We start from the raw sequence: 23,010 nt of genomic DNA, 5'->3' as shown, positions 1-23,010 counted from the left end.
GTACTACGATTCCATGATCGGCAAGCTGATCACCTACGGTGACACCCGTGAAGTGGCCATCGCGCGCATGAAAAATGCGCTGGCGGAACTGATCATCGACGGCATCAAGACCAACGTCGAGCTGCAGGTGAAAATCATGTCCGACGAACATTTCCAGCAGGGTGGCACCAACATCCACTATCTGGAGAAAAAACTCGGCCTGCACGACTAAACCAATCCTCTCGCCGCCATTCTGCCGTTGGCGGCATTTTCTATCCTGACAGTAAAATCTGGAGGTCAGTTTGTCTGAACTTTCCTATGTGACAGGCGACTGTCACTCAGCCTGGTCAACGTATTTGACGCAGGTTGAACGCGTGTTGCCACTGCTGGGCGATCTTAGCCGCTGGGCCGATACGTTGACGCATCCGAAGCGGGCATTAATCGTTGATATCCCTCTGGAAATGGATGATGGCTCAGTGCGTCATTTTGAGGGTTATCGCGTGCAGCACAATTTGTCGCGTGGGCCGGGTAAGGGTGGGGTGCGTTTCCATCCTGATGTGACGTTGCAGGAGGTGATGGCGCTCTCTGCATGGATGACGGTGAAGTGCGCTGCGCTCAACCTGCCGTTTGGCGGAGCGAAAGGCGGCGTGCGTGTCGATCCGGCAACCTTATCCCATAAAGAGCTAGAGCGTTTAACGCGGCGCTATACCAGCGAAATCGGCAATATGATTGGTCCCCAACAGGATATTCCCGCCCCTGATGTTGGAACCAACGCGCAGGTAATGGCGTGGATGATGGATACCTGGTCGATGAACGTTGGCGCCACTACCACCGGCGTAGTGACCGGCAAACCGGTGCATCTGGGCGGGTCACTGGGGCGCGTCAAAGCCACCGGGCGCGGGGTTTTCGTCACCGGTTGCAGCGCTGCGACTAAGCTGGGCATTGATGTGCCAGATAGCCGCGTGGCGGTGCAGGGTTTTGGTAACGTTGGCAGCGTCAGCGCCGAACTGTTCCATGCGATTGGGGCAAAAGTGGTGGCGGTGCAGGATCACAAAGCCACATTGTATTTGTCCAGCGGAGTGGATATCCCGGCGTTACAGACGTGGCAGCAGGCTCACGGTAGTATCGCGGGCTTCCCGGGTGCTGACACCATAGCGGATGAACATTTTTGGACGCAGCCTTACGACATTCTGGTTCCTGCTGCGCTGGAAGGGCAGATTACTGCTGAACGTGCCAACCAACTGAAGTGCAGCCTGATTATTGAGGGGGCAAATGGCCCAACGCTACCGGAAGCGGATGATATCTTGCAGCAACGCGGCATTGCTGTGGTGCCAGATGTGATTGCGAATGCGGGCGGCGTGACGGTGAGTTACTTCGAATGGGTGCAGGATTTCTCCAGCTTCTTCTGGAGCGAAGAGGAGATCAATCAACGGCTGGACAGCATTATGCAGCACGCGATTGAAACAGTGTGGCATAAAGCGGATGCGCTGAACGTGACGCTGCGTACGGCAGCTTACGCCGTTGCCTGCGAGCGAATTCTGCTGGCAAGGATGGATCGCGGGTTGTATCCGTAAACACATTAGTTTGAGAGAAGCCTCGCAAATGCGGGGTTTTTTATTGTGTGAAGTTTGTTCCGTACACTTAGGTATGTATAATATTTTATACACAAATGGAGTGGTGTGGAGCGCACAGAAATGGATGAAAAGGATTTAGACTGGCGTGGTACAACGCTGGAGGACATCAAAATGTTCCCCAATGAGGTGAAAAAGGACGTTGGATTTGAACTTCACAAAATTCAAAATGGGCATAATCCCACTCACTACAAGGCTGTGAATCGCTGGGGAGCAGGTGTTATTGAGGTCAAAATAAAAGGCAATGATGGCGAATATCGCGTCGTTTATGTGGCAAAATTTGTTGAAGCCATTTATGTCATACACGCCTTCCAAAAGAAAACACAACAAACCAGCCCCAAAGATGTGAATATAATCATCGAGCGTTATAAAGCAGTTATCGAAGAACGGAGAAAACTAACATGACCGATAAAATCGATACCCAGTCGCGGCATATCACCAAAGCGGGCAGCAATATTTTTGCTGATCTCGGATTCGAACCGGCTGAAGCGGACTCCCTTCTGACACAATCTCGTGAAGAAATTAACCGAGCCGACGAATTAAAGAAGCAGCTAATGACTGAAATTTCTGAATGGATGACGGCAAGTGGCCATAAGCAGATTGAAGCGGCAAAGATCCTGCACGTTTCCAGACCCCGAGTTTCAGATGTGGTTAATCTAAAAACAGAAAAATTTACCATTGATTCGTTAGTGGGTATGGTTGCGGCGATGGGCAAAAAGGTCCAGTTAGTGATCGAGTAATTCACCCGCTGCAAACTTGACTGCGAGTAGTCGAAAAAGGCCAGCATTGCTGGCCTTTCTATATATTAGAACTGATACACCAGACCCAATGCTACCTGGTCATCATTCGGCAGACCGAGTTTGTTGTTATCGTCGAGCAGGTTGATCTTGTAGGCCACAAAGGTCTACATGTTTTTATTGAAGTAGTAGGTTAATCCTGGCTCAAGGAATTTAAGTAAAGCTTCATTGCCCATGAGCCTTTAAGTAGGCTCATTATCAAGAATACCGCAGGTGCCCTTAAAGCATCTGGGCATAAGCTTCAAGCTGGTCGGCAACCATGCCCTAGCCGCTATGAAAGCCCATTTTTTCATGTTCGGCGCGTGCTTCAGCGTTGCGATGCCTGGCAATGGCAACGTAACGAGTCGCGTGCGGATTGAGCGGTTCCAGTAGCAATATTGCGGTCATGAAAGGATGCTCAGCAGGTTTCCATCCTTCTGTATAGGTATCGGTAAAGACGAGTTTACGACCCGGTATCAGCTCCAGAAACACCCCTTCGTTGCGCATTTCATTCCCCTCCACCTCAAAAATCGTGTTGAACCGACCACCAGGATGCAGATCGATATCTCAACTGACTAACTTATGAGGCTTAGGCACAAAAAAGTGTTGGAGATGTTCTGGTCTGGTCCAGCAGCGCCAAATCACATCGGCGGGTACTTGCAGGGTACGCTCAAGCTGTATATTGGTATCGGCATCTAAAATCATCATGTTTTTCCTGCCCGCTGAATGTCATTTCAACAGTGTAGATGCGAGGCAGAAAACGGGTTAGCTTAGCGGGCGGATACCCTGGCAGAACAGGCTAAGTGTGTGCTGTACAATCAGCTCCGTATCAAACTCCGGCTCATTGGCGAAGCGTGTGAACGGCACGAGAATCAGGCTCAGGATGGAGGTCATCAACAAATCGGGATTTAGCGCCGCATTTAATAATCCCTGCTGTTGCCAGCGCACAATCAAAGCCCTGACTTTGTCGCGTCCCGCATGACCATATCGTTCTTTAATGTGCTGACCTAAGCCGTGAGAACCGCTGGTGACTTCTTGCATCCACAGTGGGGCAAACCAGTCATTGTTCAGTACTATGTCAGCGATTTCACGAATAAATCCACTAAAAGTAGTGACAGGGTCACTTTCGTCATTGTTGAAGTGAGCTTCAAGACGCTGGCGTAGCGGCAAAAAGCGCTCCTCAACCACCACATCTAACAACGATTCGCGCGACTGAAAATAGTAGTTGAGCATCGCCGGACTCACGCCAGCTTTACGTGCAATCGCATTCAGCGAGGTTTCAGCGATGCCGCTTTCGGCATAAATCGCAAGCGTAATGTCCAACAGGTGCTCGCGCTGTTGTGCAGTGATGGCTCCGCCCCGAGGACGTCCAGGACGGCGGGGTTTGGCAGGAGTTGTCTTATCATCAGCTGGGACTTTTCGTGCGGTCATCTTTACGCGCTCACTTGTTTCATGTCAGACTTCGATCAATATTAATTGTGTATTTAATTAATTTCAATTGGTGTCTGATATGAAACCTAAAACACTTGTGCCGCACTCAGGCAGTGGAGAAGAGCGTCTTCCTTCCGTCCGCTTACTGATGGGCGCATTGATGCTGGTCATGCTGCTTTCCGCCCTTGACCAGACCATCGTCTCGACAGCACTGCCAACCATTGTGGGTGAATTGGGCGGGCTTGATCGGCTGTCGTGGATCGTCACGGCCTACATGTTGGCCTCGACAATTGTTGTCCCGCTTTACGGCAAGTTCGGCGATCTGTTTGGCCGTAAAACGGTGCTACAAATCTCGGTCATCTTGTTTCTCATCGGCTCGGCACTGTGTGGCCTGGCGCAAAATATGGAGCAATTAATCTTTACCCGCGCACTGCAAGGTCTCGGCGGTGGCGGACTGATGGTGGTCAGTATGGCGGCCGTCGCGGATATTATTCCACCAGCAGAACGCGGTAAATACCAGGGACTCTTTGGCGGCGTTTTCGGTCTGGCGACCGTGGTGGGGCCATTACTGGGGGGCTTCATCGTCCAGCACGCCTCGTGGCGCTGGATTTTCTATATCAATTTACCGTTAGGGTTGTTTGCGCTGCTGATTATTAATGCGGTGTTTAAAGCCGATAACAAACGTAAACCGCATGAGATTGATTATCCCGGTGCTGTTTGCCTGAGTCTTGCGCTAGTGGGTATCACCCTGTTTACCAGTGAAGGCGGTACGTTGCGGGCATGGAGCGATCCGCAGTTGTGGTGCATCCTGGCGTTTGGTCTGGTCGGAGTGATTGGCTTTATCTACGAAGAACGTCGTGCATGGGAACCGATTATTCCGCTTGGGCTGTTCCGTAATCGCAGTTTTTCGCTCTCCAGTTTGATGGCTTTTATTGTCGGGATGTCGCTGTTCGGCAGCGTCACTTTCCTGCCACTCTATTTGCAGGTGGTGAAAGGCTCAACCCCGACCGAAGCTGGGTTGCAGTTGCTGCCGCTGATGGGTGGGCTGCTGGTGACATCGATTATCAGCGGACGCATTATCAGTCGTACTGGTCGCTATCGTCTGTTCCCGATTGGCGGAACCTTGCTGGCAACCGTCGGGATGGCTCTTATGACGACGCTCACCCTGCAATCCTCGCTGTGGCAGATTTATCTCTACGCCTGCGTGCTCGGAATGGGCATGGGGATGGTGATGCAGGTGCTGGTGCTGGCGGTGCAGAACAGTGTGACACCCGACCGTATTGGCGTCGCCACATCCTCTGTCACGTTGTTCCGTTCGGTGGGCGGTTCAATCGGGGTGGCGCTGTTTGGCGCGATGTTTAGTCACGTCTTGAAATCGGGTTTGACTGAATTGGTGGAAAAGGGCGATGTATTGCCCGCCACGCTGGACCCGAATGCAGTGCACCATTTGCCGTATGATGTGCAACAAGCGTATTTGCAGGTATTTAGCACAGCGGTACATGCGGCATTCCAGATGGCGGCGGTGGTGATGGCGCTGGCCTTTATTTTGTCATTATTCCTGCCAGAGTCGCCGTTACGCAGCCAATCCAAACAATAAAATGATGCCGGCTTGCCACCATCGGCAGACAGATGCTGATGGTGGGATGAAATAGCAGCAGAGTTGGGCGAATTAATAACCTCCAAAGCGAAAATTGGCGAAGGAATAGTTAATTTTTATCCCAAATACATGATGTTACCTTTGCGTAAACTTAAGTAAAAAAGAAGAGGATTAAAAGAATTCAGCGGCGAGCTATTTATTTTTGCAACTTTTTTGCGGTATAAATCTCTAACCACTGTCTCCCTCAGCGAAAACGTCATCCCATGATCAACTCTGCGGCCAGAAAATTTATCGCCTGTCTGTTTGTTATTACCCTGGCAGGTTGCTCTTCCAAAACTTCTCATGCACCTGCGGAAGAGAGTGTCGATGCTTCAACCGATGGTGGTAAGCAACCCGATTTGATTCCCGTGATCGCGGCATTACACGACCAGATGCACTCATGGGAAGGCACCAAATATCAGTGGGGCGGCACGCAATTAAACGGTGTGGATTGCTCCGGTTTTGTTTGGCGAACCTTAAAAGATCGTTTCAATATTCCAATGGATCGTGTCACAACGCGCGAATTAATTGCCATGGGGCAGCCGGTTGATAAGGCGCACCTGCAACCCGGTGATTTAGTGTTCTTTCGTATCAAACACGAGTTACACGTTGGCTTTTATGACACCGACCACCAATTCCTCCACGCTTCGGTTAGCCAGGGCGTGATGCGCTCCTCACTGAATAATCCGTATTGGAAATCGGTATATCTGGAGGCGCGGCGTCTGCCACGAGAACAGAATTCGCAGATCAGCTTTAATTATAAAAATAAAGTGTGATGCAGAAAGTATCCCCGGCCTGGCGCCGGGGATTTTTTTATCAGAATTGATATGACACGCTAACCGAGAAGTTGCGCGGCTCACCGTAAACATAGTTGTTCATATAGGTGTAGTACTCACGGTCGAATAAGTTATCGACGTTAGCTTGCACCGCAACCTGTTTGGTGACCTGATAACGGGCAAACAGGTTTGCCAGTGGATAGCTTCCCTGATACACGCGCTGGGTGCTGCCATCTGGCGCGCTCACATCTTCAAATACGCGGTTCTGCCAGTTAATACCCCCGCCGATGGTCAGGTCAGGCAACATCGGTACGTTGTATCGGGTAAACAGCTTGAACTGGGTTTGCGGTTGATCAGGGTTATAACGACCATCCGAATCACGCGCTACATAGCGCGTTGCGCCGAAGGTTAATTGCAGGTTATCGGTAAGTGCACCGTTCAGTTCAAACTCGGCGCCTTTGCTGCGTGCGCCCTTAGTGGCGGTGTAGGCCTGTTCGCTGCTGTTGTTGACGTACACGCCATTCTCTTCGGTGCCAACATTCTCTTGCTGGATGCGGAACACTGCGAAGGTGGCGGTTAAACGGCCATCATACCAGGCTGATTTCACACCCGTTTCGTAGCTCTTCCCGGTCACTGGGGAGAGATAATGGCCTGAACTGTCGCGATAAGTCTGTGGCTGGAAAATCGACGTATAGCTGGCATAGGCTGACCAGGTATCATTGATGTCATACACCAGACCCGCATACGGGGTGGTATTGTTTTTGGTCATGTTACCGCTGCTACCGTTGGTGCTCCACTCGGTGTAGCGCGCTCCAATAATCAATGACAACGGATCGGCCAATGAGAAACGCGCTGCGGTATAGGCTGACTTCTGACGGATAACGTCATTGGCGTTCAGATACCAACCCTGCCACTGAGGTTCGGCAATATTGCCATTCCAGTTATTGTTGAAGGGCCCCATATCCGCTGAGGTAATGTCATACTCATCAAGATCAGTAACACCATCCTGACTATAAGTCTGGTTGTGTTGGCGGCTGTAACTTAAGCCTGCCATTAATTGGTGCTGGCGGCCTAACAGCTCAAACGGTCCACTGGCAAAGGCATCAACCGAAGTTTGCTCACGTTTACCGCGGTCCAGACTGCCATATCCTGTTGAACCCTCACCTGTGCTTTCATCTGGATTACCCATGACATATAAAAGCTTGTCACTGAACGTATTCTTGGCATGGGTGCCATTCACATGGAAGCTCCAACCGTTATCGAAGTTGTGCACCAGATCGGCATACACTTTCTGCACTTCAGTGTGGTAGTACGTCCAGTCTGCGCCTGAGTTCAGGCTGCGGTTGTAATGGGTAAGTGACCCGTTGCTGTAGAAGACGGGTAATCCACCCCAGGTTGGGTCGCGAGTATCCGCTTTTTCATAGTCGTAGCCGAGAGAAAAGGTCGTTTTGTCGGTTAAATCCGCATCGACCACGCCATATAGGAATTTCTTGTTTTTATGATAGCGGTCCAGCCAGCTGTCCTGATCCTGATAACCCGTCACCACGCGCCCGCGCAACGAACCCTCGCTGTTGAGTGGCCCTGAGATGTCTGCAACATAACGCTGTTTATCCCAACTGCCATAGCTAGCGTCCACCGAACCCGTAAACTCTTTGCTGTCGGCGTGCTTGCGCACCATATTCACCGAAGCAGAGGGACTGCCAGCACCAGTCATCAAACCGGTGGCACCGCGCACCACTTCAATACGATCGTAAATGGCCGTGTCCGAGGCTGCATCACCATAGTTCCAGCTATCACCGACCGAGGTGGGGATGCCGTCAAAGGTGAAGTTGGTGATCTTGAAACCGCGCGAATAGTATTCTGAACGTTCAGAATCCACCAAGTTGCTGGTGATACCAGTGGTGTTGTTCAGCACGTCGGTGACAGTTTGCAACTGCTGGTCCTGCATACGCTGCTGCGTCACTACACTGACAGATTGCGGCACGTCACGCGGCGTGAGTAGCAGCTTTGTGCCCGCTCGCGTGGTTTTCACCGCATAGTCCTGCTTGTCATTATCATCACTGCTGTCACTGGTGGTCGCATTGACCACCAGATCCTGCTGAGTGGTATCAGCAGCCTGCGCCAATGTGGGGTTGAGAAGGGCGTGTACTGCCATACCCAACAATGAAACGCTGAACGTTTTGCGGATACCTGATTCCCTGCCGATCAAAGACATAATCATTTCCGTGGTAAATGATGGTTATAAGAAGCCATTACGCTTCGGTTGTTATGCTGGTGGTTGCGTCGTGCTACCCAAAAGGGCAGAACAAACGAATGCACTATCTAATTACGAACGCCAATGATAATCATTTGCTTTATAGAATCTCGCAAGGATTCAATTTGAAGTGTAATAATGTGTAAACACGAAGTAATTCAGTCATCTGGAGGGATTTATAACCCGTTAGTTGCTGGTGTTTTCACTTTTATTTGGCAAGATTTGGCACTTTTTTAATATCAGGTAGCGTCAAATCAGGCGGCGAATTGAGTTAGCTGGGTGGAATGAGCACATAAATCTACGCGAATATTTGATTACTTTACGTTAATGCGTATGATTCTCATTCTTCTTATATTTTCCGCCCGCTACGATGTGGTCGGAGCCGTTCATCCATTGATGGAGTTCAGCATGAAATCGTTGTTTAGCCCGCGTAAAGCCACTGTTGCTATGGCGATCGCCGCAGCATTTAGCCTGACGGCTTGCCAGGCACCTGCCAAAAAAGCCGAGGCACCAGCCGCTGAGACTGTAAAACCGGTTGATACCGCAGTGTTGAAACGCGACCTGGGCGATGGTCTGTACGAAATGGCCTACTCTCCAGTATCGAAAGCACTGTTTGTCGCCAGCGCACAGGCATTCAAAGATGTTAACGGCGGTATGATCTATCGTCTTGATCCTGCGACGCTTGAGACCAAGGGTGAGACACACACCGATCTGAAAAACTTTGGTACGGCGATCGATGAGCAGGGCAGCGTGTTCTACACCACCAACTCACTGGATGGCGCTATTTCCAAAGTGGACGCGCAAAGCGGTAAAGTGCTGCAGCGTTTAGTGTTCCCGGGCAAAATCAGCAAAGAAGGCTACCCAGCGGGTGCGCGTGAAGTGCTGTGGCATGGCAATGAGTTGTATGTCGGTCGAGTGGCCGATCCAGGTTATATCTCCGTGGTCGATACTAAGACCTTCAAACTGAAAACCGAGATTAAAAATGCGGGCAAATGGGTAACGGGCATTATTTACTCTCCGGTTACTGAACGTATTTATGCGGCCAACGGCTCTGGCGAGATCCTGGTGATTAATCCGCGCACCCACAAAATCGAGAAGCGCTGGACAGCCGGTGACGGTAAAGAGTATCTGTTCCTGAACATGGCAGAAGATCCATCCACTGGCCGCCTGTTTGTGACTGACGATTCTAAAGGCAAAGCCACATTGGTGTTTGACGAGCGCACCGGTAAAGTGATCAAGCGTATCGAGGGTGATTCTCTGGGTATTAAATTCGATGCGAAGCGCAATGAGATCTTCATCAGCCAGCGCGAATCGAAGAAAGTACTGCAGTTGGATGCCACCACTTACGCAGTAAAGAACAGTTGGTCATTCGAACAGAATCCCAACAGCCTGCTGATTGGACCGGATAACAATACCCTGTATGTAACCTTGAAGGCCGAGTTCAATAAAGACTCTTCAACTAAAGGCACCGATGGTATTGCGCGTATTACACTGAAATAAGATTGCGCTATGAAAAGATGCCCTCGAAAGAGGGCATTTTGCTTTTGGAAGAACGAAAAATTAACGATTGAGTTGCCCGGTCAGCCAGAATTTTTTATAGCGTGCAGGTGGTATGCCGACAAGATTATGAAAGATGCGATGGAAGTTATTGACGTTATCGTAACCCACGGCGTTAGCCACCTCAGTGACACCCAGATTGGTGCTCAATAGCAAATTTTGCGCCTCGCCAATTCGGCGACGCGTCTGATATTGTTTGGGTGAATACCCTGAATAATCTTTGAATACGTGCGCCAGATAAAATTGATTCATATTCAATGCAGCGGTGATCGTACTCAGTGCGATATCTTCTTTATAGTGATTATCAATGTAATCTTTGATGCGTTGTCCCAGTAGGGTGTTATTGCTCTCCTGCTCTTGTTTGTTTTCAATCCAGATATTGCGGCACAGTAATAGCAGCACGCTCAGTAAGTTATCGCCGATTTCGGCACTAAAGAGCCGTTTGCTGTTAACGTGTGCCCACATCTGATCAAACAACTGGCAAATTTCATCATAAAACTCACCGCTGGGCATCACGGCAGGTTGGGCGCGCGTGGTGAGAACATTGAGAGGCAAGCCATCAACCTTAAGTTGCTCAACGCCGCAACTGAAGATCAATAAATCGTCTGACGCATCAGGGCTTTCGTCATGAAGTACATTCGCGTTAAACAACATGATATCGCCTTGCTTGACGTCATAGCCTCGGCCATCGATGTTGTAGATGCCACTGCCTGAGCGTATGAACATCACTTCAAAGCGGTCATCATGCTTGTGCATGACGCGAGGAATGGCCTCTTCTTTACCTTCTGCTTTGCACATAAACGCCAGGCGCGGACGCAAACTGTTGTCGAAGCCACGGGCGGAGGGATGTTCATTGATGCAAAAGGTAATCATGGTAGCTCCTGTTGGTATAGCGCTATTCTTGCATTAGTTTTCAGCCTCGTAATCATCATTTTTGCTTTTTACTGATATTTAATCCATTGACAGGTAAGGCGTTGATGATTTTAGGAGAGTGCCAGGTGTTGATTTTTGTTTTTTAAACATTGGCTAAAATATAAATTTGATCGTCATCACACTTTTATTTTGATCAAAATACACCCACGCATTAAATACCAGGAAAGCATGATGTTGTGTTGAGCGGCATGAACTTGCAATCAATAGGGATAAGTTGAGGGCTAAAATGAAAATATCATCAATATTGCTGTATTCGAACAGGTGGAAATACAAAATTGTCGAAGCCACAGGCGATAAGTGCCATTGAATGCGTGCCATAGTCGCGAAGAAATATTTCAACAAACATGTGAAAAAATGGCTTTTTTTATTTGTCTTCATTCTTGCTATGTCAATGCATAATATTTGCAATGTGACTTTAATCACTGGTTTTTGTGATTTTTGTGAGGAATATATGATCTTTCGCACGCTGTTAATTCGTGTGGGCGAGAGCAACTGGTGTTTGGAATTCACTTTGATATAACGTTGTTGTAACGAAAAGGGGACTGACAGCGTGTTCAGCGTTGCCAGAAAAATAACAATAATGATGTTGTGCATTAAATAAATGTTCTGATTCAGGCTGCGTAAAATTCCTCAGCGACGACTGACCAAAAATACGGCTTGCAACGGTTTTACCTTACAACCAGATGGAACAGCTATGTATAATAAAACGAACCTGCAAAATCCTCAGCGCATGCGGTTAATCACCATTGTTTCGACGATTGGTGGTTTATGCTTTGGTTACGATACCGGTGTTATTTCCGGTGCGCTGATATTCATGAAGTATGACCTGAATCTGACACCTGCGCAGGAAGGTTTTATTACCTCATTCCTGTTATTCGGTGCGGCACTTGGATCGTTATTTGGCGGATATTTATCGGATAAACAGGGGAGGCGTAAAAACCTGCTATGGGTTGCAGCTATCTTTATGTTTGGCGCTTTAGGCACTGCATTCGCCTGGGATGTGCCCTCAATGATTGTGGCCCGATTTATTCTGGGCTTAGCGGTGGGCTGTGCCTCCGTTACAGTACCTATTTATATTTCCGAATTAGCGCGGGCAGATCAGCGTGAACGATTGGTGACGGTCAACGAATTAATGATCGTGACCGGGCAATTCCTGGCGTATTCCGTTAACGCTGCGATTGTAAACCTGTATCCAGAGATGCAGCACAACTGGCGCATTATGCTGGCGATTCCCGCACTGCCGGGTGCGCTTTTGTGGTTCGGGATGTTAATGATGCCTGAATCGCCACGCTTCTTTATTCGCCGTGGCGAAACGGATAAGGCCGTGAAGGTGCTGAAAACATTGCGCCTTCCGGAGGAAGTCGACCGCGAAGTGAAAGAGATTCAGCAGATCGTTAAGGCTGATCAGGTGAAGTTTAATCTGTTCGCTGAGCTAAAAAATCGCTGGGTGATTCAACTGGTTTTGATTGGTTTAATGATTGTGCTGGCCACTCGAGTGACTGGAGTCAACACCATCATGTACTACGCGCCAACCGTCCTGAAAGCAACTGGGCTCGGTGATGCGGCAGCGGTTACCGGCGCGGTGGCAAACGGCATTATCTCCGTATTGGCGACGCTGCTGGGCATGGCGTTGATTGGCAAGCATTCACGCCGAAAAATGTTTTTCACCGGTCAGGCTGGGGTAACCGTTAGCCTGGTGTTGATTGGCCTGGCGTTTAAATTCTTCTTCCACACTGAAACCGTCAACGGAGTGGATACGCTGCATGCCAATTTCGCCAACGCACCTTATGTCATTCTTGGCTTGATGTTGGTATTCCTGGTGTTTATGCAGGGTTGGATTGCGCCAGTATTCTGGCTGATGTTAGCGGAAATCTATCCATTAAGAATGCGTGGTGTCGGCATGGGCTTTGCGGTATTTGGCCTGTGGATCTTCGACTTTATGATCCAATCTATCTTCCCTTATTTGCTTAGCCATTACGGTGGCGGCATGACTTTCGGTTTCTTCGGCGCGACCAACGTCATCATGCTTATTCTGCTAGTGAAATATTTACCAGAAACGCGTGGCCTGACTCTGGAACAGATTGAAAAGAAATTTCGTTTTTAACCTGAGGATGAATAAATGACAGTCAAAATCGGCTTAATTGGTCTGGGCATGATCGGCCGGGACCATCTGAAACGTTTCCACCATGTTATTTCCGGCGCGCAAGTCACTGCTGTTTGCGATATTAACCACACAACAGCCGCTGCCGTGGCGAACGAATTTGGTGCCACCGCGTTTTATGATGTAGAAGAGATGATCAATTCCGAATTGGTCGATGCAGTCTTTATCTGCTCTATTGGTCCGGTACACAAAGCGCAATTTTGGCGGCCTTTAATGCGGGCAAGCCCGTATTCTGCGAAAAACCGCTGACACCAACGGCTGATGAATCGAAAGAAATTATTGATGCAGAGGTCAAAGCGGGTAAGCGCCTTTTACAATTGGGCTTTATGCGCCGTTTTGACCCGGGTTATCAGGCGCTGAAGCAGTCGATTGAGGGGGGCGCGTTGGGCGACATCATGTTGATTCACTGTGCTCACCGCAACCCGTCAGTGCCAGAGAGCTACACGCTCGAGATGGCGGTTAACGACTCCGCCACTCACGAAATCGACATCATTCGCTATTTGCTGAACGAAAATATCACGTCTGTGCGTGTAGACAAGCCGCGTAAGAAAACCCGCCGCGCATTGCCGCACTTGCAGGATCCGCTGATTGTGATCTTCGAAACCGAATTCGGTGTTCGTATTGACGATGAACTGTTTGTGAACTGCCACTACGGCTACGACATCCGCTGTGAAGTGATTGGTGAAAATGCCATTGCCGCCTTGACGGAGCAACAGTTCATCAGTACCCGCTCACTGAACGGCAATGCACAACACATTGCGCAATCTTGCATGGAACGTTTTGCAACGGCTTACGATCGCGAAGTTCAGCATTTTGTTGACAGCGTGCGTGATGGTCGCGAAATGAGCGGCCCTTCCTCCTGGGATGGCTACGTCGTCGCGCTGGTCTGTGATGCCGGTCTGGCTTCGCTGAAAGATGGCGAGAAACATGACGTGGTGATTCCAGAGCAGCCCGCGCTTTATCGCTAATAACCTAACTTCTCGCGAAAAGTGAGGAATGACGATGTTGAAACTGACGGAAGATGCGCTGCATTTGCAATGTTGGGCAGCGAATAAAAACCAAGCCATTGAGATAGCGGCAAAGGCGTTAGAGCAGTCCGGTTATGTAAAACCTGGCTTTATCAATGGCATGTTAGCGCGTGAAAAAAGCGTTTCTACCTATATAGGGGCGGGTATTGCTTTCCCTCATTGTGTGAAAGAGAACCTCGACCAGGTGATTAAAACCGGGTATCAGGTTTTTCAATTTCCAAATGGTGTGAGTTGGGGCGCTGGAAAGGTGGTGTTTGTCGTCGTTGCTGTTGCGGCAACTGAAAATGAACATATTCCACTGTTAGCTGATATTGCCAATTTGCTCGGCGATGAAGTGAAAACCACGTTATTAGCCAATGCAAAAACCAAACAAGAATTTATCGAACAATTTGAGAAAGCGTGATTTACGCACCAGATGAAGGATTAAACAATGAAGCTTGCATTATGTACTGACGTTCTGGCGGATTTACCTTTTGCGGCGATGCTGGATAAAGTTAAAAGCTACGGTATTGAGGGCGTAGAAATGACGGCAGGTGGATGGTCACCCTGTCCGCACGTGAAAACAGAGGAACTTCTGGCCTCGCCAGAAAAACTGGAGAAGTTCAAGCAAGAGCTGGCTGAACGAGAAATGCGCATCGTGGCGTTAAACTGCTCAGGGAACCCGTTGGCACCGGGTGAATTGGGTGAGACACACACGAAAAGTAGCTATCGCGCGGTTGAGTTGGCAGGCAAGTTGGGCGTGAAAAAGATCGTGATGATGAGTGGCCTGCCAGGTGGGGGGCCAGAAGATCGCGTGCCGAACTGGATTACCTCTACCATCTCATGGCCAGATTATATGCCGGGTGTGATCGATTATCAGTGGAATGAGGTGGCCATTCCGTGGTGGAAGAAATTTGTCCAGCACGCTAAACAGCATGGCGTAGAACAAATCGCGATTGAAGAGTTCCCATGCCAATTGGTGTACAACCCCTCGACATTGCTGCGCCTGCGTCACGAGGTGGATGACATGATCGGCATGAACCTCGATCCTTCGCACCTGATTGCGATGGGTGCGGACCCGATTGCTGCTGCACGTAAGCTGGAAGGGGCAGTGTTCCACGTCCACGGCAAGGACGCGCGTATTGAGCGTGGTTTGGCCGACGTTGACGGCTTGATGGAGTATCAACCGGTGACGAACACGAAAACCCGGACCTGGAACTACGTTGCTGTCGGTTGCGGTCAGGATCTGAAGTGGTGGAAAGAGTTCTTTTCTGTATTGCGCATGACCGGTTACAACGGCGACGTCTCGCTGGAGATGGAAGACCTTACCATGAGCGTGGAGGCTGGTCTGCAGACTTCCATTGATGCGCTGAACGCAACGCTGAGTCAGTAGGTTTGTATCAAATTAAGGCCGCTGTCTCATAGAGATGGCGGTTTTTTAAGTTCGCTCTTACACTCCAATCCGGTCTCAATCGCATTTTGTTAAAGATTTACTGCGACTTACATCACTCAAAATGATTACATCACCATTTTTCCTGCCCAATCCCACTCATTTTTGATTCGAAAACATCATTACGTATGGATTTTGTTTAGGATCTATTTATTATATTAAAAACCCGTGCGTTTCTAAGGTATCTGATTAACGTTGCGTTGCGTGATTGTTAATCGGCGGGTGTTTTACATTATATCAATCAATTAGATATTTTTTCCTCCGTTTTGCGGGGATTTTGAGCGTGTCACTAACCAGGGATACACCATGAGTACTTCGCAAGACCTGCCACTCGGCGAGGTCCAGTTGTCACGTCGGAGAGTGTTACTGTCCGGCGCTGTGATCGTGGCTGGCGGCCTGATCACCACGACGATTCCGCGTTTGGCGTTTGCAGACTCGTCGAAAAATTTCATTCCTTTCATGCAGATATCTCGTCTTCTGGTCAATCACAAACTGGATGATACGGTCGGGCAGCGCATGTTGGCGCTGTTGGAACTCGAACAGCCGGAACTCATGACAAATCTCAATCATCTGCTGGCAATTGCCAAAGCTAATAAGGCGCAGATCGTTGAGGATTTCTTCCCGGCGATTCCGGAAGGTGCTTTGCAGCAACTGGCGCACAAAATCATCTTTGGCTGGTACACCGGCTGCCTCGAACCGAAACGTTCGGCAAAAGCGTTCGCTTATGAAAAGGCGCTGACCTGGAACACCACGATGGACACCATCACGATTCCGTCTTACGGCATCAGTGGGCCAAATAACTGGCAGCGCACCAACACACCGGTTCTTCCCGTACCGAAATTCTGACCAATAAAAGAAGATAAAATATGGCAGCTCCTTCTCAGTCACCCGTGGTGATCGTTGGCACCGGCGTGGTCGGTGTGGTGATCGCTGAGCAACTGCTTGATGCCGGCATTCCGGTATTGATGCTGGAAGCCGGCCCGCGCGTTTCGCGTGCCGAAATCGTTGAAAATTATCGCAATCTACCCCTGGCGGCCAAAGGCAACCCGATTGAGTGCTACCCGTCCCGCGATTGGGCTCCGCATCCGGAACCGGCAGGGGCGGGCAAAGGGTATCTGCAATTAAGCGGCGAAGACTCTTATGCGCAAAGCTATGTGCGCTATGCGGGCGGATCGACCTGGCACTGGGCAGGAACATGTTGGCGCTTAACGCCTGCGGATATGCAATTGCATTCTCGCTACGGCGTTGGCCGTGACTGGGCGTTTGATTATGAGACGCTGGAACCTTATTACGCCCGTGCTGAATATAAACTCGGCATTTGTGGACCGGACGATCCGGCACTGCAATGGCCGCCACTGCGTTCGAAACCTTATCCGATGCCCGCGCTGCCGTTTGGACCGGGGGAAGCACGCTTTACCGAAGTGGTGCGCGAGAAGCTGGGGTTGCATAACATCCCTACCGCGCAGGCCCGTAACAGCGGCATGTCCTATGACGATCGCCCGGCATGCTGCGCCAATAACAACTGTGTGCCGGTTTGTCCGGTGGGCGCGAAGTATGATGGTGCGACGGCACTTTCCCGCCTCGAAGCCAAAGGTGCCACCATCCTTAATAACGCGGTGGTGTGGCGTATTGAAACCAGTGCCGGCAACAAAATCGAAGCGGTGCACTACTACGATCAGCACAGGCAAACCCATCGTGTCAGCGGCAAGCTGTTCATCATTGCGTGTAACGGGCTGGAAACACCAAAATTGCTGCTGATGTCTGCTGATTCGCGCAACCCGAACGGCATTGCGAATAGCTCCGATCAAGTCGGCCGCAATATGATGGACCATCCACAAATCACCATGACCGTAACGCTGGATGAACCTTATTGGGCGGGCGTAGGACCGGTGGTGAATAGCGGCATTATGGAAACCTCGCAAGGCGATTTCCGTTCTGAGCATGCGGGTGCTTACTTCCGCTTCAACAACTTTGCGCGCAACCGCTTCGTCACTTTTGGCGCACTGGAGAAAGGGCTGGTGGGTAAAGCACTGGATGAAGAAATCCGCCGCATGACCGCCTGCACCGCCGATATCGTGCTGGCGCATGAGATCCTGCCTGATGCCAATAACCGCCTTACGCTGAGCGATAAAAAGGATTGGCTTGGTCTGCCGAAACCGGCCATTCACTACGATGTGGGCGACTATGTTCGCCGTTCGTACCTGAACTACTCCAAACCGATCGCTGACAAGATTGCCGAAGCGATGGGCGCGATCGATAAGAAGTTCTCGAAACAATTCAACCAGAGCAAGCACATCATGGGTGGCACCATCATGGGTAACGACCCGGCTAATTCGGTAGTGGATAATGAGTGTCGCGCTCACGATCACCGCAATCTGTTCCTGCCGGGCGGCGGGGCGATGGCAAGTACCGCCTGCGGTAACAGCACCTTGACGATGGTGGCGCTCGCCTTTAAAGCCGCTGATGCCATCGTTAAACAGGCTCTGGAGGCGTAATCATGTTGAAAATAAAACAGATCGCGCTGGTTCTGGCACTGGCGAGCGGTGCCGCTCATGCCGCTGATGATGCCTTGGTCAAAAAAGGTGAATATTTAGCGGTAGCCTCAGATTGTACTGCCTGTCATACCGCTGAACACGGTAAACCCTTCGCCGGTGGTAAAGCGATTGAATCACCGGTGGGTGAAATCATCGCCACCAACATCACGCCGTCGAAGGTCGCAGGGATTGGCAACTACAGTGAGCAGCAATTTGCTGATGCGCTGCGTAAAGGTGTGCGTGCCGATGGCGCCAATCTTTATCCGGCGATGCCTTACACCGCTTACGCCACCTTTACGGATGAAGATGTGCATGCGCTGTACGCCTACTTCATGTCAGGCGTGCAGCCGGTGGATAACACGACGGAAGAGACCCATCTGCCGTTCCCGTTGAATCTGCGTTTTTCGATGATGTTCTGGAACGCGCTGTTCCTGAAAGCTCCGGGTTACACAGCGGATGCGTCACACTCTGACAGCTGGAATCGCGGACGCTATCTGGTGGATGGCGCAGCGCACTGTAGCACTTGCCACACCCCACGCGGTTTTCTGATGCAGGAGAAAGAGGGTGATGCCTTTACTGGTGCGCAGGTCGGCCCGTGGTTCGCGCCCAATATCACCGCCAACGCGGTGAGTGGGATTGGCCAGTGGTCACAGCAGGATCTTATCACTTACCTGAAAACCGGTCGTCTCGCGGGGAAAGCGCAGGCTGCTGGTAGCATGGCGGAGGCGATTACCCACAGCTTCCAGCACTTATCGGATGCCGATTTGGCCGCCATTGCCGAATACATGGGCAGCGTGACGGATAAAGATGCACCGGCGAGCGGCGCTTCGCGCTTCGAACAGGGTAAAGCGGCTCAAAATCTGGTGGCGTTCCGAGGTGATGTATTCAACGCGCCCACCAGCGATGAAGGTGCTCGCCTGTTCTCCGGCAATTGCGCGTCGTGTCACGGCAGCAGCGGCCAGGGAACCAAAGACGCGTTTTATCCGAGCCTATTCCATAATAGTGCTACTGCAGAGCGTAATCCGTCGAACCTGATTGCTACCATTCTTTACGGTGTGCAGCGTCATACCGCCGAAGGTGATGTGTTTATGCCGCCGTTTGGTTCGCAGCCGAACGCACTGAATCAGCTTGATGATCAGCAAGTTGCCACGCTGTCGAACTGGATCTTGCATCACTACGGCAATGTTGACGCAACCGTCTCACCAGATCAGGTGGCGGAAATCCGTCGTGGTGGACCGTCATCACCACTGGTGATGCTGGCGCAGGTCGGGGTAGGCGTCGGTGCGTTGGTGGTAGTTGCACTGCTGATGTGGTGGCTGATGCGCCGCAGACATAAAAAATAGATTCGATTTTATTCTGTCGCCTGTGATGGCAGGCGACGTTTTTACTGGAAGACACTATGAAGCACTACTCACGCCGCCGCGTGTTGAAGATGGTCGGGCTGGTGACGATTGCCAGCGCCGCAGGCCAGCTTTTGCCGTTGCCGCGCCTTAACGCCGCCCAGTCACCGGCCAACGTGGCTGGGCTGGATGATTTTATGCAGGTTTCACAACTGCTGACGCAACAAGAATCCCTAAACGCCACCGTTGGGCGTGCGCTGCTTTTGGCCCTGAGTCAGACGCAGAAAGGTTTTCTCCCTGCGCTGGCACAGTTGAAGGCGTTACTGCAAAACCAGCCAGAACTGCTGCAGCAAGATCACCTGGCGTTTGTCTCGGATGCGGACAGCGAAAAGCTGGCAAAAGCGATACTTGGCGGCTGGTACAACGGTGTGGTCGGCAAAGGCAATCACGCGCTGTATGTCACCTACGTGAACACGCTCGCCAATCTGCTGGTGGATGACAAATTAGTGCCGCCGAGTTTCTCCTACGGCAAATGTGGTAGCTGGGCGCAACAGCCCTGATTCAGAAGAGTAATGTCGTTATGAAAAACAATAATTCCGCCGATGTGGTTGTTATCGGCGCGGGCGTTAACGGCTCGCTGCTGGCGACCCGTCTGGCAAAAGCAGGTAAATCAGTACTGTTACTAGAGTCCGGCCCGAAAGTAGCACGCGATCAGCTGGTTGAGCGTTTCCGTGCATCGGCGTTCAAATCTGACTTTATGTCGCCGTATCCGTTCTCGCCCAAGGCACCGCATCCGCGCTATACACCGGAACCGAATGATTACCTGCATCAGGCCGGGCCGCATCCGTTTGCTGCGCAGTACATTCGAATGTTTGGTGGCACCAGCTGGCACTGGGCGGCGCAGTTGTGGCGCTTTGTTCCCAACGACTTCCGTCAGCACAGCCAGTATGGCGTCGGCAAAGATTGGCCAATTGGCTATGACGACCTGGAAGAGTACTACTATCAGGCGGAAGTGATCGCGGGGGTCGGCGGATCGCCGGACAATGGTTCGCCGCGCAGCAAACCTTATCCGATGGAGCGCGTGCCGGCGTCCTGGTTGCAGCAACGCGTGACCGCACGCCTGGCACCCGACTTCACCGTGCTCGATGACAGCACGGGTCGCAACAGCCACAGTTACGATGGCCGTCCGGCCTGCTGCGGCAATAACAACTGCATGCCGCTCTGCCCAATCGACGCCCAGTATCACGGCGGGATTGCCGCACAGCAGGCTGAAAACAGCGGCGTGAAAGTGATCACCGAAGCGGTGGTGTATCAGCTGGAGCACGATGCCAAGGGCAATATCGTGGCAGCCAATTACTATGACTGGAACAAAGTCAGCCATCGTGTCACGGCTGAAACCTTTGTACTGGCCGCCAACGCGATTGAAACCCCAAAACTGCTGCTGATGTCTGTCAGCGATAAATTCCCGAACGGTATCGCCAACGCGCACGATAATGTGGGTCGCAACCTGTGCGATCACCCGGCGATAGGCGTGACGTTTGACGTCGATGAAGAGATTTGGCCAGGGCGTGGCCCGGTGAGTCCTTGTTCGATTGGTCAGTTCCGTGACGGCGATTTCCGCAGCGAACATTCACCGTTCCGTATCGATATCTCTAACGCCTCACAGGTTGCCTCAGTGACTAAAGAAGCGCTGGCGGAAGGGCTGTTTGGCAAGAAGTTGCAGGAAGCGATTCGCTTCCGCGCCGCGCGTCGCCTTAGCATCAAAAATGCGCTTGAGCAGTTACCCGATCCGAACAACCGCGTGGCCTTGAGCAGCAACAAGGACGAGCTGGGTTTACCCACGCCATCGCTGTATTGGGACGTGAACGACTATGTCATCAAAGGCACCGAAAAAACGCGTGAATGCTATGACGCGATTGCGGCCAAACTCGGCGCAACCAACATTAAGCACAGCAAAACTGGCAAGTTCTCTAATCGTCAGCACATCACCGGCACGCTCTCTATGGGCCTCGACCCGGCGACCAGTGTGACCGATGCGTGGGGGCGTGCACATGATCATCATAATCTGTTTATGGTTGGCACGGGTGTGATGCCAACGGTGGGCACCTGTAACGTCACGCTCACGGCAATGGCGCTGGCTCTTCGTACCGCCGACAAAATCCTGCAGGAGACGCAACATGGCTAAGCACTGGAAAGCCCTGCTTGCAGCAGGCACGTTGGCGTTGGCTGTTTCACAAGCGCATGCAGCGGATGAGCAACTGATTAAGCGCGGGGAGTATCTGGCGATTGCCGGTGACTGCGGCGCGTGTCACACCGAAGAGGGTAAAGCCCCTTTCAGTGGCGGCCACGCGATTGCCAGCCCGTTGGGCACGATCTTCAGTACCAATATCACCCCCTCTAAAACGGCAGGGATCGGCCAATACAGCGAGCAGCAGTTTGCCGATGCGTTGCGTAAAGGGGTTCGCGGTGATGGCAGTCAACTTTATCCGGCGATGCCGTATACCGCTTACGCGAAGCTCACCGATGAGGATGTCGCTGCATTGTATGCCTACTTTATGCAGGGTGTGCAGCCGGTAGATATTCAGCCTGAGAAAACGGCATTGCCGTTCCCCTTCAATCTGCGTTTCAGCATGGCAGCCTGGAATCTGTTGTTTATGGACAGCAAGCCCTTCCAGCCGGACGAGAAGCAGTCAGAAGAATGGAATCGCGGCGCCTATCTGGTGCAGGGTTTAACCCACTGCAGCACCTGCCACACGCCGCGTAATTTCCTGATGGCGGAGCAGCAGGATAAGAACCTGCAGGGTGCTTCACTGGGTACCTGGTTTGCGCCCGATATCACGGCGGCTACGTTGCAGGGAAAACCGCACTGGACGCGTGACATGCTGGCACAGTATCTGGCGACAGGCCATGCCAGCAACGGCGCCACGGCGGGTGGACCGATGCTCGAAGCCATTGATAAAAGCTTCTCGCGCATGACGCCAGCAGATCGTCAGGCTATTGCAACGTATCTGCTGCCGCAGGATAGTGCTGCGGCTGAGCCAGCACCGACGAATCACTGGACGCCAGTGCGAGGCGACGACACGCCACAGGCTGCGGTCAGCGAAGGTGAGCAGATCTATCGCAACAACTGCGCCTCCTGCCATAACCTGACAGGTGAAGGGCTAAACGGTTTGCCAGCGTTGCAGAATCATCCGGTGCTCAACAAGCCTAACGCCGATAATGTGGCGATGGCGGTATTGGATGGCGTATGGCCAGAACACGGTCAGGGGATGATTGGTTTTGCCGGTGAGTTGAATGACCATCAGGTGGCTGCCGTCACTAACTATGTGATGCAGGATATCGGTTACAGCAAGGTGCAAATCACTGAAGAGCGTGTGAAATCATTGCGCGCGGGCGGTGACGCGTCACATTTGATGCTGGTATCGCGGCTTGGCATGGCTGCTGCGGGCATCATTGTAGTGATCGGTCTGATCTGGTTGAGATTTAGAAAAAGGGACAAACGCTGACGGCTTTGTCCTATGACAAATAGCCAGCTGTTGTTAAGA

Annotated in this window: 20 protein-coding genes and 3 pseudogenes; 18 read left to right on the top strand and 5 right to left on the bottom strand. The window is 51.4% G+C overall.

Features of this window, described 5'->3' with window-relative positions; translation table 11 throughout:
* From FD737_RS18940 to FD737_RS18925, 4 genes and pseudogenes are all read left to right on the top strand, one after another.
* Positions 1-211 (top strand): annotated as a pseudogene (locus tag FD737_RS18940) (acetyl-CoA carboxylase biotin carboxylase subunit); the annotation flags it as partial.
* Between the two features lie 70 nt (positions 212-281).
* Positions 282-1,553, top strand: coding sequence for a Glu/Leu/Phe/Val dehydrogenase (locus FD737_RS18935; protein ID WP_160834283.1), 1,272 nt, complete (start codon positions 282-284; stop codon positions 1,551-1,553).
* A 120-nt stretch (positions 1,554-1,673) separates the two neighbouring features.
* Positions 1,674-2,015 (top strand): type II toxin-antitoxin system RelE/ParE family toxin, encoded by a 342-nt coding sequence (locus tag FD737_RS18930; RefSeq protein ID WP_097119030.1) that lies wholly within the window; start codon positions 1,674-1,676, stop codon positions 2,013-2,015.
* The gene (locus FD737_RS18925; RefSeq protein WP_034829921.1) at positions 2,012-2,350 is read left to right on the top strand and encodes a helix-turn-helix domain-containing protein; all 339 of its coding nucleotides are present in this window, start codon (positions 2,012-2,014) and stop codon (positions 2,348-2,350) included. The genes FD737_RS18930 and FD737_RS18925 overlap by 4 nt, the downstream gene beginning before the upstream one ends.
* A gap of 65 nt (positions 2,351-2,415) precedes the next feature.
* Here FD737_RS18925 and FD737_RS24190 read toward each other — a convergent pair whose 3' ends face one another.
* The 3 genes and pseudogenes from FD737_RS24190 to FD737_RS18910 form a co-directional block, all read right to left on the bottom strand.
* The gene (locus FD737_RS24190) at positions 2,416-2,508 is read right to left on the bottom strand and encodes a porin (protein ID WP_072226574.1); all 93 of its coding nucleotides are present in this window, start codon (positions 2,506-2,508) and stop codon (positions 2,416-2,418) included.
* 163 nt (positions 2,509-2,671) lie between these two features.
* A pseudogene (locus FD737_RS18915) lies at positions 2,672-3,091 on the bottom strand (SRPBCC domain-containing protein).
* Between the two features lie 60 nt (positions 3,092-3,151).
* Positions 3,152-3,817, bottom strand: a complete 666-nt coding sequence (locus tag FD737_RS18910) for a TetR/AcrR family transcriptional regulator (RefSeq protein ID WP_097119032.1) — start codon at positions 3,815-3,817, stop codon at positions 3,152-3,154.
* A gap of 79 nt (positions 3,818-3,896) precedes the next feature.
* On the opposite strand from FD737_RS18910, the gene FD737_RS18905 reads away from it, so the two are divergent.
* Entirely contained in the window at positions 3,897-5,414 is a 1,518-nt protein-coding gene (locus FD737_RS18905) for an MDR family MFS transporter (RefSeq protein ID WP_160834282.1), read from the top strand.
* Positions 5,415-5,677: 263 nt separating this feature from the next.
* Positions 5,678-6,229: a C40 family peptidase gene (locus FD737_RS18900; protein WP_034829917.1), complete on the top strand. Its 552-nt coding sequence runs from the start codon at positions 5,678-5,680 to the stop codon at positions 6,227-6,229.
* A gap of 40 nt (positions 6,230-6,269) precedes the next feature.
* On the opposite strand, the gene fhuE is transcribed toward FD737_RS18900, so the two are convergent.
* Positions 6,270-8,444 carry a ferric-rhodotorulic acid/ferric-coprogen receptor FhuE gene (gene fhuE, locus FD737_RS18895; protein WP_160834281.1) on the bottom strand — a complete coding sequence of 725 codons (2,175 nt, stop codon included), beginning with the start codon at positions 8,442-8,444 and terminating at the stop codon, positions 6,270-6,272.
* A 447-nt stretch (positions 8,445-8,891) separates the two neighbouring features.
* Here fhuE and FD737_RS18890 point away from each other — a divergent pair, with 447 nt between their 5' ends.
* On the top strand, positions 8,892-9,983 hold the full coding sequence (locus tag FD737_RS18890; protein WP_160834280.1) for a YncE family protein: 1,092 nt from the start codon (positions 8,892-8,894) through the stop codon (positions 9,981-9,983).
* A 60-nt stretch (positions 9,984-10,043) separates the two neighbouring features.
* Here FD737_RS18890 and FD737_RS18885 read toward each other — a convergent pair whose 3' ends face one another.
* Positions 10,044-10,913 (bottom strand): AraC family transcriptional regulator, encoded by an 870-nt coding sequence (locus FD737_RS18885; RefSeq protein ID WP_160834279.1) that lies wholly within the window; start codon positions 10,911-10,913, stop codon positions 10,044-10,046.
* Positions 10,914-11,667: 754 nt separating this feature from the next.
* Between FD737_RS18885 and FD737_RS18880 the strand changes: the two genes are divergently transcribed.
* The 11 genes and pseudogenes from FD737_RS18880 to FD737_RS18835 all read left to right on the top strand — a co-directional run bounded on the left by FD737_RS18880 (position 11,668) and on the right by FD737_RS18835 (position 22,971).
* Positions 11,668-13,077, top strand: a complete 1,410-nt coding sequence (locus FD737_RS18880) for a sugar porter family MFS transporter (RefSeq protein WP_045816579.1) — start codon at positions 11,668-11,670, stop codon at positions 13,075-13,077.
* Between the two features lie 15 nt (positions 13,078-13,092).
* Positions 13,093-13,385, top strand: a pseudogene (locus tag FD737_RS23965) (Gfo/Idh/MocA family protein); the annotation flags it as partial.
* A gap of 75 nt (positions 13,386-13,460) precedes the next feature.
* Positions 13,461-14,102: a Gfo/Idh/MocA family protein gene (locus FD737_RS23960; RefSeq protein WP_237448831.1), complete on the top strand. Its 642-nt coding sequence runs from the start codon at positions 13,461-13,463 to the stop codon at positions 14,100-14,102.
* Positions 14,103-14,136: 34 nt separating this feature from the next.
* On the top strand, positions 14,137-14,565 hold the full coding sequence (locus FD737_RS18870; RefSeq protein WP_160834278.1) for a PTS sugar transporter subunit IIA: 429 nt from the start codon (positions 14,137-14,139) through the stop codon (positions 14,563-14,565).
* Between the two features lie 27 nt (positions 14,566-14,592).
* The gene (locus tag FD737_RS18865) at positions 14,593-15,534 is read left to right on the top strand and encodes a sugar phosphate isomerase/epimerase (RefSeq protein WP_034829909.1); all 942 of its coding nucleotides are present in this window, start codon (positions 14,593-14,595) and stop codon (positions 15,532-15,534) included.
* Between the two features lie 363 nt (positions 15,535-15,897).
* The gene (locus FD737_RS18860) at positions 15,898-16,437 is read left to right on the top strand and encodes a sugar dehydrogenase complex small subunit (RefSeq protein WP_160834277.1); all 540 of its coding nucleotides are present in this window, start codon (positions 15,898-15,900) and stop codon (positions 16,435-16,437) included.
* Between the two features lie 20 nt (positions 16,438-16,457).
* On the top strand, positions 16,458-18,086 hold the full coding sequence (locus FD737_RS18855) for a GMC family oxidoreductase (RefSeq protein WP_160834276.1): 1,629 nt from the start codon (positions 16,458-16,460) through the stop codon (positions 18,084-18,086).
* 2 nt (positions 18,087-18,088) lie between these two features.
* Positions 18,089-19,468, top strand: coding sequence for a cytochrome c (locus tag FD737_RS18850; protein ID WP_160834275.1), 1,380 nt, complete (start codon positions 18,089-18,091; stop codon positions 19,466-19,468).
* A gap of 56 nt (positions 19,469-19,524) precedes the next feature.
* Positions 19,525-20,025: a sugar dehydrogenase complex small subunit gene (locus FD737_RS18845; RefSeq protein WP_058960991.1), complete on the top strand. Its 501-nt coding sequence runs from the start codon at positions 19,525-19,527 to the stop codon at positions 20,023-20,025.
* 20 nt (positions 20,026-20,045) lie between these two features.
* Positions 20,046-21,650, top strand: coding sequence for a GMC family oxidoreductase (locus tag FD737_RS18840; protein WP_160834274.1), 1,605 nt, complete (start codon positions 20,046-20,048; stop codon positions 21,648-21,650).
* The gene (locus tag FD737_RS18835) at positions 21,643-22,971 is read left to right on the top strand and encodes a cytochrome c (RefSeq protein ID WP_160834273.1); all 1,329 of its coding nucleotides are present in this window, start codon (positions 21,643-21,645) and stop codon (positions 22,969-22,971) included. The genes FD737_RS18840 and FD737_RS18835 overlap by 8 nt, the downstream gene beginning before the upstream one ends.
* Positions 22,972-23,010 lie beyond the last annotated feature (39 nt).

The organism is Pantoea sp. Seng (assembly GCF_009829935.1).
Lineage (GTDB): Bacteria > Pseudomonadota > Gammaproteobacteria > Enterobacterales > Enterobacteriaceae > Pantoea > Pantoea communis.
The sequence above is the reverse complement of the archived record's forward strand: the minus strand, read 5'-3'. Positions and strand labels throughout refer to the sequence as shown.